The organism is Caballeronia sp. EK, from assembly GCF_014384845.1.
In the GTDB taxonomy this organism is placed as follows: Bacteria; Pseudomonadota; Gammaproteobacteria; order Burkholderiales; family Burkholderiaceae; genus Caballeronia; species Caballeronia jiangsuensis.
On record NZ_JACSUE010000016.1, the window covers coordinates 121,930 to 137,495 of the forward strand.

Genomic DNA, 15,566 nt, shown 5'->3' on the forward strand with positions numbered 1-15,566 from the left:
GTGCAAATGCCGGACGCATCGGTTGACGATGCGTCCGGCTCTCAGGCGCTGACTACGTTCAGTTGAACGTATGCGTCATCCCGACGACCGCGCCGAAATCCGGCGACGACAACGTAGGCGCCAGCGTCAAGCCGCCATTCACGCGCCAACGGCCATCCTCCGAGGTTCCACCCACGCCCATCGCGAGGCCCATCTGGTTGTGGTAGTAGCCCGTTGCCACCGCGGCAGAGATTTTCCCGGGCCGATCGTCGTAGTGCAGACCCGAAATCGCGATGGCGGCGGCCGTGCCGCCGTATGACTTCTTCAGATTCTGCGACACCTGATTCTGCAGATTGCCGAGGCCCGCGTTCATCTGATTCAGGTTGACGGCATCGGTCCCGTTCACGGCTGGCGCAACATTGGTCACACGGCGTTCGCTGCCCGCCGCGCCGACGGAAACCGTGTTGGCCTCGCTGGCGACCGAGTTCGCGCCCAGTGCAACCGAGTTATCCGCGTTCGCCACCGCGCCGTTGCCGATCGCCGTGCTGGACTGGCCGGATGCAACCGCGCCGCTGCCGATCGCCGTGGCGTTGGCACCGGTGGCGACCGGAACGGCATACGTGTCCGGATTGCCCGTCACCCATACCGCGCCAGCGGGACTGACGTTGATGATCGCCGCGCTGATCGCGCCGTTGAGTTGCTCGACGTTGACCGCGTCGGTGAGATCGACGCCGGCCGCGACGTTGTGCAGCGTGACGGCGCCGGCCATCGGTCCGACCAGCGTGACGTCGTTCGACACCGGCTGGCCGTTGGCGCCAAGGCCGACGGTGGGCGAGGCCGCGCTCGAGAACTGCAGCGGCGCGTTGTTCTGCAAGGCGGCGATGGAATTATCCACGCCGGCATACGATTGGCCGTACACGCTGTAGTTGGGCGACGCTACTGCGCCTGTGTTCGGATCGTAGCCGGAGCCTCCACCCAGCGATGCAACCACGCTGCCGCCCAACGTATCGAGCTTGGTGTCCAAGGCTTTCAGTTGCGACACGTTGACCGCGTCGGTCAGATCGACGCCGGCCGCGACATTGTGCAGCGTGACGGCGCCGGCCGTCGGTCCGACCAGCGTGACGTCGTTCGACACCGGCAAGCCATTGGCGCCAAGGCCGACGGTAGGCGACGCCGCCGTAGAGAATTGCAAGGGCGCGAGATTCTGCAACGCGGCGAACGCGTCGCCGACGTTCGACTGCGGCTGCCCGTAGACGTTGTAGGTCGGCCCGGTGAACGTGCCGTCCGCCGGGTTGAATTGCGCCCCGCCGCCCAACGCCTGCGCCACGCCGCTGCCGAACGAGTTCACTTTGCCGTCTTCGAGCTCCAATGCCAGATTGGTCGCGTTCAGTTGCGAGCCGTTCACTGCATCGGTGCTGTCGTAGGTGAGCCGGCCAGCGGCGACGTTGGTCAAGGTGCGTTCCGCGCCGACACTCCCGATGCTGACGGTGCTGGTCGGAGCCGCGCCCGCGAAGTCGAAGCGCAAGCGGTTGAGGGTCACCGCCGAGGTGCCCACGGCAGCGGCCGTCACGCTTCCGGAACCGAGCGCGACGTCGTTGGCGTTGAGCGCCTGCGAATTCATCCCCAACGCTATCGAAGCCGGGCCGGATGCATTGGACTTTGCGCCGAACGCCAGCGCGTAATCACCTGAGGCGTTGGCGCCCGAACTGTTGTCCTGGTCTCCGCCGAACGCCATCGCGCCTCGGCCGGTCGCCTGAGACGACGCGCCGATCGCCACCGAATAGTCGCCGTTCGCCGTTGTGACTTCGGAATAAGGATGGCCGCCGATCGCGATCGCGTTCTCGCCGCGGGCTGCCGCGCCATCGCCGATTGCTACTTGCGAGCCCGCGCCAGTGGCGTTGGCGCCGGCCCCGATCGCGACCGGCGACGCACCGGGGAGAGCAGTCGTGTCGGCGTGCGTGTCCACGCCCAATGCAACGCCGTTATCGGCGCCACCCATCAAGTTTGTGGCGCTCGCACCGCTTCCGATGACCACCGCTTGGGCGAAACCGTCGCCGGCAAAGACAAGACCTGTCACGGAGAGAAGCATCGCCAGGATGCGCGGAACGCCCGGCGTGCGCTGCCGTCTCGATGAAGCCTTGCCTCGCCCTGGTGCAGCATTCGGCATATCAGCCGAATCAGACTTCTGGATACGTTTCAACCTGTTTATCATTATTCGCATTCCGAACTAATCACCACGGCTCTCTCAAGGAAACGGCATTCTGTGCCATGGATGATGCGGATGTTAGCGAGCAGCTTATAGACGCAACAGCCGAAAATTCCGAAGATGTCTGATTAATACTACGAAGCAAATATGCCTGCCTAAAAGCATCACGCGCGCCACGGGGCGCGCGTGAGTTCAGGCATCAGATGACGCCGCCGCCGCGCCGTCGCAACAGCGCATAAAAAATGATCGCCCCGAACGTAGCCGTCCCGATGCCGCCGAGCGCGAACCCGCCGAGCTTCAGCGTGAAATCGCCGGTGCCGAGTACGAGCGTGACGGCCGCGACAATCAGATTGCGGTTATCCGAGAAATTCACCTTGTTGACGACCCAGATGCGCGCGCCGGTCACCGCGATCAGGCCGAACACGACGATGGAAACGCCGCCCAGAACCGGGCCCGGAATCGTCTGGATCACCGCGCCGAACTTCGGCGAGAACCCGAGCACGATCGCGAACAGCGCCGCGATCACGAACACGAGCGTCGAATAGATCTTCGTGACGGCCATCACGCCGATATTCTCCGCGTACGTCGTCACGCCGGTGCCGCCGGCGAAACCGGAGACGATCGTCGCCAGCCCGTCGCCGACGAACGCGCGGCCGATGTACTTGTCGAGGCTCTTGCCCGTCATCGCGCCGACGGCCTTGATGTGCCCGAGATTCTCCGCCACCAGAATGATCGCGACCGGCGCGATCAGCGTCATCGCCGGGGCTTCGAACACGGGCGCGGTGAAGTGCGGCATGCCGAACCACGCGGCGTTCGCGACGATCGAAAAATCGATCGGCTTGCCCATGCCCATGCCGTTGGTCAGCACGGCATAGATGACGTACGCGATCGCGAGGCCGATCAGAATCAGGAGGCGCTGCGCCATGCCGCGCGCGAACACCGCGACGCCGCCCACGCACAGCACGGTGACGAGCGCCATCCACGATTCGAAGCTGCTGCCCATCACGGCTTTCACCGCGATCGGCGCGAGATTCAGCCCGATCACGCAGACGATCGCGCCGGTGACGACCGGCGGCATCAGCGCTTCGATCCACTTCGTGCCGACCGCCGCGACGATTAGGCCGATGATTGTGTAAGCCACGCCGCACGCGATGATCCCGCCCAGCGCGACCGGAATGTTCATGTTCGGGCCATGACCGCCGTAGCCCGTCACGGCGATCACGAGGCCGATGAACGCGAAGCTCGAACCGAGATAGCTCGGCACGCGGCCGCCGACCAGCACGAAGAACAGCAGCGTGCCGATGCCCGACATGAAGATGCACAGATTGGGATCGAAGCCCATCAGGAGCGGCGCGAGTACGGTCGAGCCGAACATCGCGACGACGTGCTGAATGCCCATCGCGATCATCTGCGGCCAGGCGAGGCGCTCGTCGGGCGCGACGATGCGCCCCTCCTGAGCATCCGTCTGGACTGGCCAGCGCGGGAAATAGGAATCGGACATCGGCGGGGCTCCTTCTCGGCGGTGAGGCGCCGTCCGTGCGGCGCGCTTGATCTGAAAAATCAGGCGCGAGTGTACGGAGCGTGCTCTCGGGTGGCAAGCGAGCCGATATTACGACCGTTTGGCCGTCGCATGCCCGCGACGTGTCACGCCCGCCCTCCGCCTCAGACGCCGCGTCCCAGTTCGAAAACCGCGACCGCGCTCTTCAGTTGCTCCGCCTGATCGGCCATCGCGCCCGCGGCGGCGGCGGCCTGCTCGACGAGCGCCGCGTTCTGCTGCGTCACCTCGTCCATCTGCGCGACGGCCCGGTTCACCTGCTCGATGCCCGCGCTCTGCTCGTGCGACGCCGATGAAATCTGCGCCATGATGTCCGTCACGCGCTGGACCGCGTGCGTGACTTCGGCCATCGTCGCGCCGGCGCGCTCGGCCAGCGCCGCGCCGCTGTCCACGCGCGCCGTCGATGCCTCGATCAGTTCCTTGATTTCCTTCGCCGACATCGCGCTGCGCTGCGCGAGCGAGCGCACTTCGCCCGCGACCACCGCGAAGCCGCGCCCTTCCTCGCCGGCGCGCGCCGCTTCCACGGCGGCGTTCAGCGCGAGGATATTGGTCTGGAAGGCGATGCCCTCGATCACGGCGATGATGTCCGTCATACGCTTGGAGCCGGACGCCAGTTCGCGCATGTTATCCACGACTTCACCCACGAGTTCGCTGCCACGCGCCGACACGTCCGACGCGCCGCGCGCGAGGCCGCTCGCCTCGTCCGCATTGCTCGCGTTCTGTTTCACGGTCTGCGTGAGCTGCTCCATGCTCGACGCGGTTTCCTCCAGCGACGCCGCCTGTTCTTCGGTGCGCTGCGACAGATCGGTGTTGCCCTGGGCGATTTCACGCGATGCGAACAGAATCGACTCGCTCGAATGACGAATCCCGCCGACGATATCCGCGAGCTTCGTGCTCATGTTGCCGAGGCTCGCGAGCATGCTGCGCTCGTCGCCGGGGCGCGTGTCGACGCGCGTCGACAGGTCGCCGCGCGCGATGCGGTCGGCGATGTCCGCCGCGTACGCCGGCTCGCCGCCGAGCTGCGCGGAGAGACGCCGTCCGATCAAAACCGCGAGCAGCGCGCCCGCGACCATCGCGCCGAACACGAGCGCGAGCATGACGATGCGCATCGTTTCGTATTCCGATGCCGCGTCGCGGCGTGCGTCGGTTGCACGCTTCCTCTTGAAGTCGGCGAGGCGCTCCAGCGAATCGCGCGCCTTTTCGCTCGCGGCGATCGCGCGCGCGATGAGGCCCATCTGATCGACGTCTATCGGCATCGGCTTCTTGCCCATCTGCATCAGCACGATGTCTTCCCAAGCGGCGACGGACTTGCTCGCCGTGTCGTAGAGCGCGATGCCTTCGGCGGAGTGCATCGTCGGGCGCATGAGCTCGAACGCGCGGTGCATGCTGTCAAGCGACGCCGACATGCCTTCTTTCAGCTTTGCCTTGCCGGTGTCGTCGGCGAACGTGAGGTTGGCGGCGGCGAGATCCGTGTTGAGCTTGTGCTTGTTGACTTCCTCGACCCAATAGAGGCCGTCCATATGACGTTGGCCGATTTCCTCGATCAGGCCGTTCATCTTCGCGAGCGAAATCACGCCGGTGACGCCCACGCACGCGCAGAACAGGATCACGACCGCGAAAGACAGCAACAGCTTGCTGAGCACGGACAGGCGGTCAAACCATTTCATCGATGTCTCCTCTGTCACGCCCCGCGGACGACGCCCGCGGACGGCGCGGCGCAAACTCCGGTTTGCGCACAGAGTGGCTTTACGGCGCTCGTTTCGTTTTTCTTGAGCGCGTATGAAGGAGATAACGGCGTGAGGATGAGCGTCGAAATATCGACGAAAGACCCGCGAAAGCGGCGTCGAAAGAAATCTGCCAATTGTTGCCCATCGGCAGAGAAACTAAGCAGACGCTTAATTGGGAGTTTTCTGATTCGGGCGTACACCCGTGCAACGTATGCTTTCTACATGCGTGTTCCATGTACGCGCATATTGTTGCAACTCTCCGATTACCGCCCTTGGCACCCGGCTTGGGCGGTTCTTTTTTTGGGCGCTCGTTTTTTATCGTCGATGTATTCCGAGCGCGTCGACCAAAACAATTCCCCGTCAATATCGAATTGCCGCCCGACCGAGTGTCGCCCGGGCGTCGTCTCGCTTTACTGCCGCACCGGCTTTTTCGCCAGCTTGCGCTGCAACGTGCGCCGATGCATGTTGAGCGCGCGCGCCGTCGCCGAAATATTGCCGTTGTTCTCGGCGAGCGCGCGCTGAATGTGCTCCCATTCGAGCCGCGCGACTGAGAGCAGCGTCGGGTTCTCGATCGCTTCCTCCGCCGTCTGCTCGCTCGCCTGCTCGTGGAGCGCGGAGAGAATCGACTCGACGTTCGCCGGCTTCGCGAGGTAGTTGTCCGCGCCGTCCTTCACCGCCTGCACGGCCGTCGCGATGCTCGCGTAGCCGGTCAGCACCAGAATGCGCGCATCCGGTTGCAGGTCACGCAGCGGCGCGACGAGCCGCAGCCCGGAATCGTTGCCCAGATGAAGATCGACCGTGATTTGCCCGAACTTGTGCTGGTTGGCGAGCTTCAGCGCTTCGTCGGCGTCGTGGGCCTGATGTGGCGTGAAGCCGCGTCGCGTGAGGCCGCGGGCGAGAATGCCGGAAAAGACTTCGTCGTCGTCGATGATCAGGAAGTTGGTATCGCTCATGGTTTTTCTCCGTAATGCCGATCGGGCGCGCCTGGGTTCGAGTTCAGGCCGCGCCGCTTCGTTCAGTTCTTGCCGCCAGCGCCGCGACCGCGCCGCGGTTCGGCAGGCGCAACACCGCGCAGGTGCCGCGCGGCTTGCCGTCGATCAGTTCGATCGATCCGGACAACCGCGCCGCCGCCGCGAACGCCAGATATAGCCCGACGCCGTGCCCGCCCTGGGTGCTGTCGACCGGGCCCGCGCCCAGCGTTGCGCGCAGCGCGGGCGGAATGCCCGGGCCGCGATCGCACACGTCGAAGCGCACGTAGTCCATTTCGTCGATGGTCTCGGCCGACGCCTGCAGCGTCACCGATTCGCTGCTCGCACGCGCGGCGTTGTCGAGCAGGATCGTGAGGATCTGGCCGACGGCCACCGCATCGTCGATCGACGCATCTTCGGGTGTCCCGTCGATCTGCGCGAATTTCACCTGCGGATGCCGCAAACGCCATTGCTCGATGAAGCTCGACAGCCATTCGTCGATTCCCTGTCGGCTCGACGGACCCGTCGCGCGGCTGCGCAGGCGTGCGAGCGCGGACGTGCAGAGCGCCATCTGCTGCTCGAGCAGTTCGAAGTCCGCGGCGTAGGGCGCGAGGTTCTTGTCGTGCGCGGCGGAGTCGCGCAATTCCTCGGAGAGCATCGCGATGGTCGAAAGCGGCGTGCCCATTTCGTGCGCGACGGTCGCCGCCTGCACGCCGAGCGCGACCGCGCGCTCATCGCGAAGATGACGTTGCTGGGCTTCCGCGAGCGCGGCGTCACGCGCGCGCAGCGCTCGCGACATGCGCGCGACGAACCAGCCGATCAGCCCCACGCTCACCATGAAGTTGACCCACAGACCCGTGCGGAAATAATCGAAGAGATTGGCCGGATTTTCGATATTGAGCGGCACGTAGTTGTAGCTGAGGAGCGCATAGCAGGCGACCGCGAAGAGCGCGAGGCAGGCCATCATCGTCCAGGGCAGCACGGCGGCGGCGATCGCGAGCGACGGCAGATAAAGCGTGACGAACGGATTGGTCGCGCCGCCGGAGAGGAACAGGAGCGCCGAGAGCGCGCCGAGATCGACCCACATCTGGCCGAACAGTTCGAGATTCGTCTCCGGCCGCGCCCGCGCGACGCGCAGCCACGTGAGGCCGTTGAACATCATCTCCAGCGCGATGACGAGCAGCATCGCGGGCAGCGGGAGCTTCGCGCCGAAGAAAATCTGCACGACGGCGATGGTCGTCAACTGGCCGATGATCGCGAGCGAGCGAAGCCAGAAGAGGTGACCGAGATTGACCCGACCGGTATTGGTTATGCGATGCATCTCGTTGAGTGCTTGACGGCGTGGTTACGCTTCCCGCGACATTATCCCGCTTGCATCGGGCTTCGAGCCGCATCTGGCACGATTTGTCGCACCCCGGGTCGCGTGGTCTGCTAATCGAGCGCGGCCCCGCGCCCGATTTCCGCCGCGAGACACGCCGGACACAGGCAACTCACGTCGGGCCGCAGACGGTCGAGCGGCAACGCGGGAAGCGCCGCGCACCAGCAGGCCGCATCGCCCGCGAGCATGCCGCAGCGAAACGATGCGCCGCAGCGCACGCAAACCAGCGAGCCCGGCGCTTCCCTTTCGTTCGTTTCAGAGGATGCGTTCATCATCTTGTCATCAATCCGTCCGAACGATGATCGCATGTCGGCCCGCTCGCCGGAAAACGTCGCGCCGCCGCGGCAATTCGTCCTGCCGCGATGCGTCGGTCCTGTACAATTCGGCGTGTTTAAACGCTCCTCGCCCCATTTGCCGCCATGTCCGAGCAACCCGACCTCACGCAAATCGCGCCTACCCTGAAGGCTGAAATTCTGGCCGAGGCGCTGCCTTATATCCGTCAATATCACGGCAAGACGGTCGTGATCAAATACGGCGGCAATGCCATGACCGAAGAGCGCCTGAAGCAAGGCTTCGCGCGCGACGTCATCTTGCTGAAGCTCGTCGGCATCAATCCGGTGATCGTGCACGGCGGCGGCCCGCAGATCGATCAGGCGCTGAAAAAGATCGGCAAGCAAGGCACCTTCATCCAGGGCATGCGCGTCACCGACGAAGAAACCATGGAAGTCGTCGAATGGGTGCTCGGCGGCGAGGTGCAGCAGGACATCGTCACGCTGATCAATCACTTCGGCGGCCAGGCGGTCGGTCTGACGGGCAAGGACGGCGGCCTGATTCACGCGCGCAAGCTGCTGATGCCGGACCGCGACAATCCGGGCCAGTTCATCGACATCGGACAGGTCGGCGAAGTCGAGTCGATCAACCCGGCCGTCGTGAAGGCGCTGCAGGACGACGCGTTCATTCCGGTCATTTCGCCCATCGGTTTCGGCGAGGACGGCCTCTCGTACAACATCAACGCGGATCTCGTCGCGGGCAAGCTCGCCGTCGTGCTGAATGCGGAAAAGCTCGTCATGATGACGAACATCCCCGGCGTGATGGACAAGGAAGGCAATCTGCTGACCGATCTTTCCGCGCGCGAGATCGACGCCCTCTTCGCGGACGGCACCATCTCAGGCGGCATGCTGCCGAAGATTTCCTCCGCGCTCGATGCAGCGAAGAGCGGCGTGCGCTCGGTGCACATCATCGATGGCCGCATCGAGCATTCGGTGCTGCTTGAAATCCTGACCGAGCAGCCGTTCGGCACGATGATCCGCTCGCATTGAACGTCATTTTTTCGCTTCTCACGCCCGCCGATGCGCGGGCGTTTCTTTTGGTGCAACGCTGATATGAGTCCGCATCGCCCGTCCCGCCGACGCCGCGTGAAAACGCGCGGCCCCGTCTGGCTCTTCGATCTCGACAACACGCTGCATCACGCGTCGCACGCGGTTTTCCCGGCGATCAATCGCGGGATGACGCAATACATCATGGATCGCCTGAACGTCGATATCGACGAAGCGAACCGGCTGCGCGTCGGCTACACGGTGCGTTACGGCGCGACGCTGCTCGGGCTCGTCCGGCATCACGGCGTCGATCCAGCCGACTTCCTGCGCGAGGTTCACACCTTCGCCGATCTGCCGTCGATGCTGCGCGCCGAACGCGGTCTCACGCGGATATTGCGCGCGCTGCCCGGCCGCAAGATCGTGCTCACCAACGCGCCGACGCTCTACGCGCGCACGGTGCTCGCCGAACTTGGCATCGCGAAGCTGTTCGAACGCGTGATCGCGATCGAGGACATGCGCGAGGGCGCTCACTGGCGCGCGAAACCCGACGCGCCGATGCTTCGCCGTGCGATGCGTCGCGCGCACGTTCGTCTCGAAGACGCGATTCTCGTCGAGGACACGCGCGGTCATCTGAAAAGCTATCGGCGGCTGGGGATTCGCACGGTGTGGATCGTCGGGCATCTGCCGGTTGCGAAGACGTCGAGCGGCGGAATGTCGGTGCGCATGCCGGGCATCGGCAGGCCGCATTACGTGGATCGCACGGTGCGGTCGCTCCGCGCGCTGACGTCATCGCATGGGCGGCGCCTACATTCGAAATAGCCGCCGCGCGAGAATGTCTTCGAGGTCCGAGCGCGCATCGACGACGAGATGCACGTAGATGGTGTCGCCATCGACCTTATAGATGATGCGGTTCGTGCCGCTCGCGACTTCGTAGTAGCCCGACATGCGGAAGTCGATGAGTTCCGGCGGCGTCGAGCCATTGCGCGGCGCGGCTTCGATCTCGGCGATCGTATCGGCGAACTTGTTGCGCGTCGCGGCCCACGCGGTGCCGCCGAACTTGTTGATGACGTAGCGCCGGAAGTCGTGCAAATCCTGGCGCACGGGATCGAGAAAGACGATCTTCATTCGACGCCTTCTTCGTGGTCCAGGCGCTCGATCTCGGCGAACAGATCGGCCGCGCTCATGCACTGGCCGGCCTCGATGATCTTCTGTCTCATCGCCAGAATCTTCAGCAAGGCGAGCGTCTGATGCAGATCTTCGTACGACTGCGCGTCCTGCACGACCACCCTGCCCTCGCCGTTCTGCGTGATGAGCATCGGCTCGCGGCTCTCGACGATATTGCGGATCATCTCGGCCGCACGGCTCTTCAGATGACTCAGCGGTCTGACCCGGCTCGGTTTCATTTCCGTTCCCTGGCAAGACGAGACGATTTGACAATATAGACGTAAAAGCGGGCCGCATCCAAGACCGTGCAAATGGCGGCTTAATTACGTTTTCCGCTATACTTCATCGCTAACGAGATTTTCTCGAACATCAACGACGCGCCGATTTGCTGACTCGATTGCGGGCGCGCGAACCTCAGTGATGATTCACGGGCGTTCACTATAAATGCGGCTAAAGAGGTCGTCAGCCGCGCCATCAATGTCTTTCCGCGCATCGCCGACACCCGTTTAGCCGCTTGGTCAAAGGCGGAATGGATGGAATCGATCGGCATCGTCACTCCCCAAACACTGCGCTTCACCGAGCCGCTCAAGATGCAGAACGGCTCGCTGCTCGGCGACTACGAGCTCGTCGTCGAAACGTACGGCGAGCTCAACGCCGCGCGCTCGAATGCCGTGCTCGTGTGCCACGCGCTGAACGCGTCGCATCATGTCGCGGGCATTCACGCGGATAACCCGAAGGACGTCGGCTGGTGGGACAACATGGTCGGTCCCGGCAAGCCGCTCGACACCAACCGCTTCTTCGTGATCGGCGTGAACAATCTCGGCTCGTGCTTCGGCTCGACCGGACCGATGAGCATCGACGGCGCGACGTCCAGGCCGTACGGCGCGAGCTTTCCGGTCGTCACGGTCGAAGACTGGGTGAACGCGCAGGCGCGTCTCGCGGACCGCTTCGGCATCGAGCGCTTCGCGGCCGTGATGGGCGGCAGCCTCGGCGGCATGCAGGCGCTCGCGTGGAGCATGATGTATCCGGAGCGGCTCGCGCATTGCATCGTCGTGGCATCGACGCCGAAGCTTTCCGCGCAGAACATCGCGTTCAACGAAACCGCGCGCTCCGCGATTCTCTCCGATCCGGATTTCCACGGCGGCGATTACTACGCGCACGGCGTGAAGCCGCGCCGCGGTTTGCGCGTCGCGCGGATGATCGGCCACATCACGTATCTGTCGGACGACGACATGGCCGTGAAATTCGGCCGCGCGCTACGCCGTGCCGAGGGCGCGCTCGATGCGTACAACTTCAACTTCGATGTCGAGTTCGAAGTGGAGTCGTATCTGCGCTATCAGGCCGACAAGTTCGCCGAATACTTCGATGCGAACACGTATCTGCTCATCACGCGCGCGCTCGATTATTTCGATCCCGCCAAAGCATTCGACGGCGATCTCACCAAAGCGCTCGCCAATACCAGCGCGAAATATCTGATCACCAGCTTCACGACGGACTGGCGTTTCGCGCCCGCGCGCTCGCGCGAAATCGTGAAGGCGCTGCTCGACAACAAGCGCACGGTGAGCTACGCGGAAATCGATGCGCCGCACGGCCACGACGCCTTCCTGCTCGACGACGCGCGCTATCACAATCTCATGCGCGCCTATTACGAACGCATTGCCACGGAGATCGGCGCATGAACCAGCACACTCTCGATTCGCTCGCGCTGCGCTCGGACTTTCGGGCGATCGCCCGCTGGGTCGAACCGCGCTCGACGGTGCTCGATCTCGGCTGCGGCGACGGCTCGCTGCTTTCGCTGCTCGGCGAAGAACTCGAAGTGAAGGGCTACGGCATCGAAATCAACGATGCCGGCGTGCTCGCGTGCGCGCAAAAAGGCGTGAACGTGATCCAGCAAAATCTCGAAGACGGCTTGCGCCTCTTCGAAGACGACAGCTTCGATTTCGCGGTGCTGTCGCAAACGCTGCAGACGATTCATCAAACGGCCGCGATCCTGCGCGAGACGGTGCGCGTCGGGCGCCAATGCATCGTGTCGTTTCCGAATTTCGGATACTGGCAACATCGGCTGTCTGTGATTCAGGGGCGCATGCCCGTGTCGAAATCGCTGCCTTATCAATGGCACAACACGCCGAACGTGCGCGTGCTCACGATCAAGGATTTCGAGGCGCTCGCACCGGAGGTGGGCCTCGAGATTCTGGACCGCGTGGTGTTGCACGACGGCCAGCCGGTCCGTTGGGGCGCAAACTGGCGTGGTAGTCTTGCGGTCTATCGCGTGAAGCGCCGGTAACGATGACCGGCGCGCTCGCGCATCGACAACTGCCCGTTATACGACATGCCCGATACGCCACACGAGGCGCCCGCTCTAACTGCTCACGAAGAACATCCCGGATGGCGCGCGTTTCTCAACAAGCGCATCCTCATTTGCGTCTTTCTCGGCTTCACGTCCGGATTGCCGCTCTTCACGCTCTACAGCCTGCTGCAGGCGTGGCTGACGACCGCGCACATCAACGTCAAGGAAATTGGCCTCTTCGCGCTGATCGGGTTGCCGTACACGTGGAAGTTCGTCTGGTCGCCGCTGATGGACCGTTACATTCCGCGCTTTCCGGGCTGGAGTCCCGGCCGACGGCGCGGCTGGATGTTCGTCACGCAAGTGCTCGTGATGGTGGCGATCGGCTCGTTCGGGTTCTTCTCGCCTGAACGGAATCTGTGGGCCGTCGCGGCGGTGGCCGCGCTCGTCGCGTTCTTCAGCGCGAGTCAGGATATCGTCATCGATGCGTATCGCCGCGAACTGCTCGCCGATACGGAGCAAGGACTCGGCAATGCGGTTCACGTCAATGCGTACAAGGTCGCGGGCCTCGTGCCCGGCTCGCTGTCCCTGATTCTCGCGACCGTCCTGCCGTGGAAGACCGTGTTTCTGATCACCGCTGCGTTCATGCTGCCGGGTCTCATCATGACGCTCGTCGTCAAGGAGCCGGAGATTCACGGCGCGCCGCCGAAGAATCTGCGCGAGGCGATCGTCGAGCCGTTTCACGAGTTCGTCACACGCGATGGCTGGCGCGCGGCGCTGCTCGTGCTCAGCTTCATCTTCCTCTACAAGCTCGGCGACACGATGGCGACCGCGCTCGCCACGAAGTTCTTTATCGACGTCGGTTTCTCGCTCGCGCAGATCGGCGTGATTGCGAAGGCGGTCGCGTTCTGGGCGAGCATCGCGGGCGGGTTGCTCGGCGGGATCGCGCTGGTGAAGATCGGCATCGCGCGCGGGCTATGGATCTTCGGCGTGCTGCAGATCATCGCGACGCTGGGCTTTGCGTGGCTCGCGAAGATCGGGCCATCGCCGGCGGCGCTCGCCGTGCTGTACGGCTTCGAAACCTTCGCGACGGGTCTCACGCTCGCCACCTTCACCGCGTACATCGCGAGCACGACGGACCCGCGCTACACCGCGACGCAGTTCGCGCTCTTCACGAGCCTCGCGGCGGTGCCGCGCACGTTCGCCGCGGCGGGCAGCGGCTATATCGTGAACGAAACGGGATGGTTTCCGTACTTCATGATCTGCGTCGTGCTGTCCATTCCGGGCATGTTACTGTTGCCCAAGATCGCGCCCTGGAGAACTCAACGATGACGGTTTCTTTCAAGTTTCGCGCCTTGGTTTGCGCGTTGACATGGGCGTCGCTCGCGCCCTTGTCCGTGCATGCTCAGGACGAACAGAAGACGCCGCCGCCGTACTCCGCACCGAACAACCAGATCCGCTTCGGCAATACGGCGCTGTTTCGCAATCTGATTCCGCCGGCGACGCTCGAAGCGCAGTCCGCCGAGGAATACGCGCAGGTCATTCTCGATGCTGAGCGCGCGAAGACATTGCTTCCGGATAGCAACCCGCTCGTGAAGCGCGTGCGTGATATCGCGAATCACGAGATTCCGTTCGCGCTCAAGTGGAACGATCGCGCGAAGAACTGGAAGTGGGAGATCAATGTCATCAAGTCGCCCGAGGAGCGCATGGTGTGTCTGCCGGGCGGGAAGATCGTCGTGTATAGCGGTCTCATCGAGAAGCTGCATCTGAACGATAACGAGATCGGCATGATGATCGGCCACGAGATCGCACACGCGTTGCGCGAGCATGCGCGCGAGCGGCTCGGCCGGCAGCAGGCGGCGCAGCTCTCGGCGGGCGCGCCGCCGCAGTTGTTCGGCTTTTCGAACTATGCGTCGCAACAGTCCGATATCGGCGATGAGTTGCTGACCATGCGCTATTCCCCCGCCGATGAAACCGAAGCCGATGTAATCGGCAGCGAGATCGCCTCGCGCGCGGGCTACGATCCGCGCGCGGCCGTCACGTTGTGGAACAAGATCGATTCGGGAACGCGGCGCGCGGATGTCGGATTCATCTGGCTGCATCCGTATGGGCCGGATCGCAGGCAGGATCTGCTCAAACGCATGTCGGATATGATGCCGCTTTATGCTAAGGCGGTCGGCAAGACCATTGATCAGTTGCCGAATTATGCGGGCATGGGGCGGTTTAAGAAGACTGGGCGTTAGGGGTTTTTCGTTTGCTTGGGCTTCTAGGGATGGCCTGTGTTCGTGTCGGTTTATTGGCACTGCCCCTGTGCGGGGCGGCAGTCACTTTCTTTGCTGCTGCAAAGAAAGTAACCAAAGAAACAGCTTTCCCCAGCCTAAGCACTTCACGCCGGCCGCGGCACAGGCGATTGGCCTAATGGCCCGGCAGTAGCGAGTGCCCTCACAAGCAGATAAGGGCTTGGACCGCGCACGGTCTGAAACATCGCACCACAGAACAGACTGGTTCAGCACCAAACGGCTCCGGCCCGCTTCGCGGCCGACGGGTCAATCGGGTGTGCGCGTGCTTTCTTGCTGACGCCGCCATCTCAATGCACTGCATACGTAAACCGACGGTTTCCCTCGCATCCCCGACGGCAGCGCGTAGCGCTGTGCCGAAGCTATCTGGTGCTGAACCAGCGCGCTTAAACATCTGGAGCTGCAGTCCGTGCGCGAGCCAAGCCCGGTTGGGCCTTTGGGGGCGACACTTAGGCGAGGGCCACCGCGGGCTGGCAAGCATGGCCAACGTGCGTGTGACCGCGGGCTTCAGCGAGCTGCTTTCTTTGGTTACTTGTATATTGATTCCAGGTGGGCGGAAACTGATCTCCTCCGCTCACCCGAAGCGGTAGCCCGTTTGTGTTACATGGGCTCGCAGCCCGAAAGAAAGCTGGTGGCGCCGCTTCTTCTTACCGCTTTGAACCCGGACAGTTGACTGAGCCTCGAGCTCGTAT

At 63.6% G+C, this 15,566-nt stretch carries 15 protein-coding genes; 6 read left to right on the forward strand and 9 right to left on the reverse strand.

Features of this window, described 5'->3' with window-relative positions:
• Positions 1-58: 58 nt before the first annotated feature.
• The 6 genes from IAG25_RS33865 to IAG25_RS33890 all read right to left on the reverse strand — a co-directional run bounded on the left by IAG25_RS33865 (position 59) and on the right by IAG25_RS33890 (position 8,088).
• Positions 59-1,978: a YadA family autotransporter adhesin gene (locus tag IAG25_RS33865; RefSeq protein ID WP_222946766.1), complete on the reverse strand. Its 1,920-nt coding sequence runs from the start codon at positions 1,976-1,978 to the stop codon at positions 59-61.
• 406 nt (positions 1,979-2,384) lie between these two features.
• The gene (locus tag IAG25_RS33870) at positions 2,385-3,686 is read right to left on the reverse strand and encodes a solute carrier family 23 protein (RefSeq protein ID WP_187608773.1); all 1,302 of its coding nucleotides are present in this window, start codon (positions 3,684-3,686) and stop codon (positions 2,385-2,387) included.
• Between the two features lie 161 nt (positions 3,687-3,847).
• Complete coding sequence (locus tag IAG25_RS33875; RefSeq protein ID WP_187608774.1) at positions 3,848-5,407, reverse strand: methyl-accepting chemotaxis protein; 1,560 nt, start codon at positions 5,405-5,407, stop codon at positions 3,848-3,850.
• Between the two features lie 470 nt (positions 5,408-5,877).
• A complete protein-coding gene (locus IAG25_RS33880; RefSeq protein WP_035497380.1) occupies positions 5,878-6,420 on the reverse strand; it encodes a response regulator transcription factor in 543 nt (180 codons plus the stop codon).
• A 43-nt stretch (positions 6,421-6,463) separates the two neighbouring features.
• Positions 6,464-7,756, reverse strand: a complete 1,293-nt coding sequence (locus IAG25_RS33885) for an ATP-binding protein (RefSeq protein ID WP_187608775.1) — start codon at positions 7,754-7,756, stop codon at positions 6,464-6,466.
• Positions 7,757-7,866: 110 nt separating this feature from the next.
• Positions 7,867-8,088 (reverse strand): cysteine-rich CWC family protein, encoded by a 222-nt coding sequence (locus tag IAG25_RS33890; RefSeq protein WP_187608776.1) that lies wholly within the window; start codon positions 8,086-8,088, stop codon positions 7,867-7,869.
• A 144-nt stretch (positions 8,089-8,232) separates the two neighbouring features.
• Here IAG25_RS33890 and argB point away from each other — a divergent pair, with 144 nt between their 5' ends.
• Both argB and IAG25_RS33900 read left to right on the forward strand, forming a co-directional pair.
• A complete protein-coding gene (argB, locus tag IAG25_RS33895; protein WP_035497373.1) occupies positions 8,233-9,132 on the forward strand; it encodes an acetylglutamate kinase in 900 nt (299 codons plus the stop codon).
• 63 nt (positions 9,133-9,195) lie between these two features.
• A complete protein-coding gene (locus IAG25_RS33900) occupies positions 9,196-9,948 on the forward strand; it encodes a pyrimidine 5'-nucleotidase (protein WP_035497915.1) in 753 nt (250 codons plus the stop codon).
• Here IAG25_RS33900 and IAG25_RS33905 read toward each other — a convergent pair.
• The 3 genes from IAG25_RS33905 to IAG25_RS33915 all read right to left on the reverse strand — a co-directional run bounded on the left by IAG25_RS33905 (position 9,934) and on the right by IAG25_RS33915 (position 10,843).
• Positions 9,934-10,254 carry a type II toxin-antitoxin system RelE/ParE family toxin gene (locus tag IAG25_RS33905; RefSeq protein ID WP_187608777.1) on the reverse strand — a complete coding sequence of 107 codons (321 nt, stop codon included), beginning with the start codon at positions 10,252-10,254 and terminating at the stop codon, positions 9,934-9,936. The genes IAG25_RS33900 and IAG25_RS33905 overlap by 15 nt on opposite strands.
• Entirely contained in the window at positions 10,251-10,532 is a 282-nt protein-coding gene (locus tag IAG25_RS33910) for a type II toxin-antitoxin system Phd/YefM family antitoxin (protein WP_187608778.1), read from the reverse strand. Before IAG25_RS33910 ends, IAG25_RS33905 begins: the two co-directional genes overlap by 4 nt.
• 80 nt (positions 10,533-10,612) lie before the next feature.
• A complete protein-coding gene (locus tag IAG25_RS33915; protein ID WP_187608779.1) occupies positions 10,613-10,843 on the reverse strand; it encodes a hypothetical protein in 231 nt (76 codons plus the stop codon).
• Here IAG25_RS33915 and metX point away from each other — a divergent pair.
• Genes metX through IAG25_RS33935 form a run of 4 tightly spaced genes read left to right on the forward strand, consistent with a single transcriptional unit; the run spans position 10,827 to position 14,820 of the window.
• Entirely contained in the window at positions 10,827-11,972 is a 1,146-nt protein-coding gene (gene metX, locus IAG25_RS33920; RefSeq protein WP_035497365.1) for a homoserine O-succinyltransferase MetX, read from the forward strand. The two genes, IAG25_RS33915 and metX, sit on opposite strands and share 17 nt — an antisense overlap.
• Positions 11,969-12,577 carry a methionine biosynthesis protein MetW gene (gene metW / locus IAG25_RS33925; RefSeq protein ID WP_035497363.1) on the forward strand — a complete coding sequence of 203 codons (609 nt, stop codon included), beginning with the start codon at positions 11,969-11,971 and terminating at the stop codon, positions 12,575-12,577. The genes metX and metW overlap by 4 nt, the downstream gene beginning before the upstream one ends.
• Positions 12,578-12,622: 45 nt before the next feature.
• Positions 12,623-13,909 carry an AmpG family muropeptide MFS transporter gene (locus tag IAG25_RS33930; protein ID WP_035497361.1) on the forward strand — a complete coding sequence of 429 codons (1,287 nt, stop codon included), beginning with the start codon at positions 12,623-12,625 and terminating at the stop codon, positions 13,907-13,909.
• Positions 13,906-14,820, forward strand: a complete 915-nt coding sequence (locus IAG25_RS33935; RefSeq protein ID WP_187608780.1) for a M48 family metallopeptidase — start codon at positions 13,906-13,908, stop codon at positions 14,818-14,820. The genes IAG25_RS33930 and IAG25_RS33935 overlap by 4 nt, the downstream gene beginning before the upstream one ends.
• Positions 14,821-15,566: the final 746 nt, after the last annotated feature.

Bases quoted from the DNA above. Each gene is read 5' to 3' on its own strand.
- IAG25_RS33865 (WP_222946766.1), bottom strand. From the start codon at position 1,978: ATGGGTGGCGCCGATAACGGCGTTGCATTGGGCGTGGACACGCACGCC.
- IAG25_RS33870 (WP_187608773.1), bottom strand. From the start codon at position 3,686: ATGTCCGATTCCTATTTCCCGCGCTGGCCAGTCCAGACGGATGCTCAG.
- IAG25_RS33875 (WP_187608774.1), bottom strand. From the start codon at position 5,407: ATGAAATGGTTTGACCGCCTGTCCGTGCTCAGCAAGCTGTTGCTGTCT.
- IAG25_RS33880 (WP_035497380.1), bottom strand. From the start codon at position 6,420: ATGAGCGATACCAACTTCCTGATCATCGACGACGACGAAGTCTTTTCC.
- IAG25_RS33885 (WP_187608775.1), bottom strand. From the start codon at position 7,756: ATGCATCGCATAACCAATACCGGTCGGGTCAATCTCGGTCACCTCTTC.
- IAG25_RS33890 (WP_187608776.1), bottom strand. From the start codon at position 8,088: ATGATGAACGCATCCTCTGAAACGAACGAAAGGGAAGCGCCGGGCTCG.
- argB (WP_035497373.1), top strand. From the start codon at position 8,233: ATGTCCGAGCAACCCGACCTCACGCAAATCGCGCCTACCCTGAAGGCT.
- IAG25_RS33900 (WP_035497915.1), top strand. From the start codon at position 9,196: ATGAGTCCGCATCGCCCGTCCCGCCGACGCCGCGTGAAAACGCGCGGC.
- IAG25_RS33905 (WP_187608777.1), bottom strand. From the start codon at position 10,254: ATGAAGATCGTCTTTCTCGATCCCGTGCGCCAGGATTTGCACGACTTC.
- IAG25_RS33910 (WP_187608778.1), bottom strand. From the start codon at position 10,532: ATGAAACCGAGCCGGGTCAGACCGCTGAGTCATCTGAAGAGCCGTGCG.
- metX (WP_035497365.1), top strand. From the start codon at position 10,827: ATGGAATCGATCGGCATCGTCACTCCCCAAACACTGCGCTTCACCGAG.
- IAG25_RS33915 (WP_187608779.1), bottom strand. From the start codon at position 10,843: ATGCCGATCGATTCCATCCATTCCGCCTTTGACCAAGCGGCTAAACGG.
- metW (WP_035497363.1), top strand. From the start codon at position 11,969: ATGAACCAGCACACTCTCGATTCGCTCGCGCTGCGCTCGGACTTTCGG.
- IAG25_RS33930 (WP_035497361.1), top strand. From the start codon at position 12,623: ATGCCCGATACGCCACACGAGGCGCCCGCTCTAACTGCTCACGAAGAA.
- IAG25_RS33935 (WP_187608780.1), top strand. From the start codon at position 13,906: ATGACGGTTTCTTTCAAGTTTCGCGCCTTGGTTTGCGCGTTGACATGG.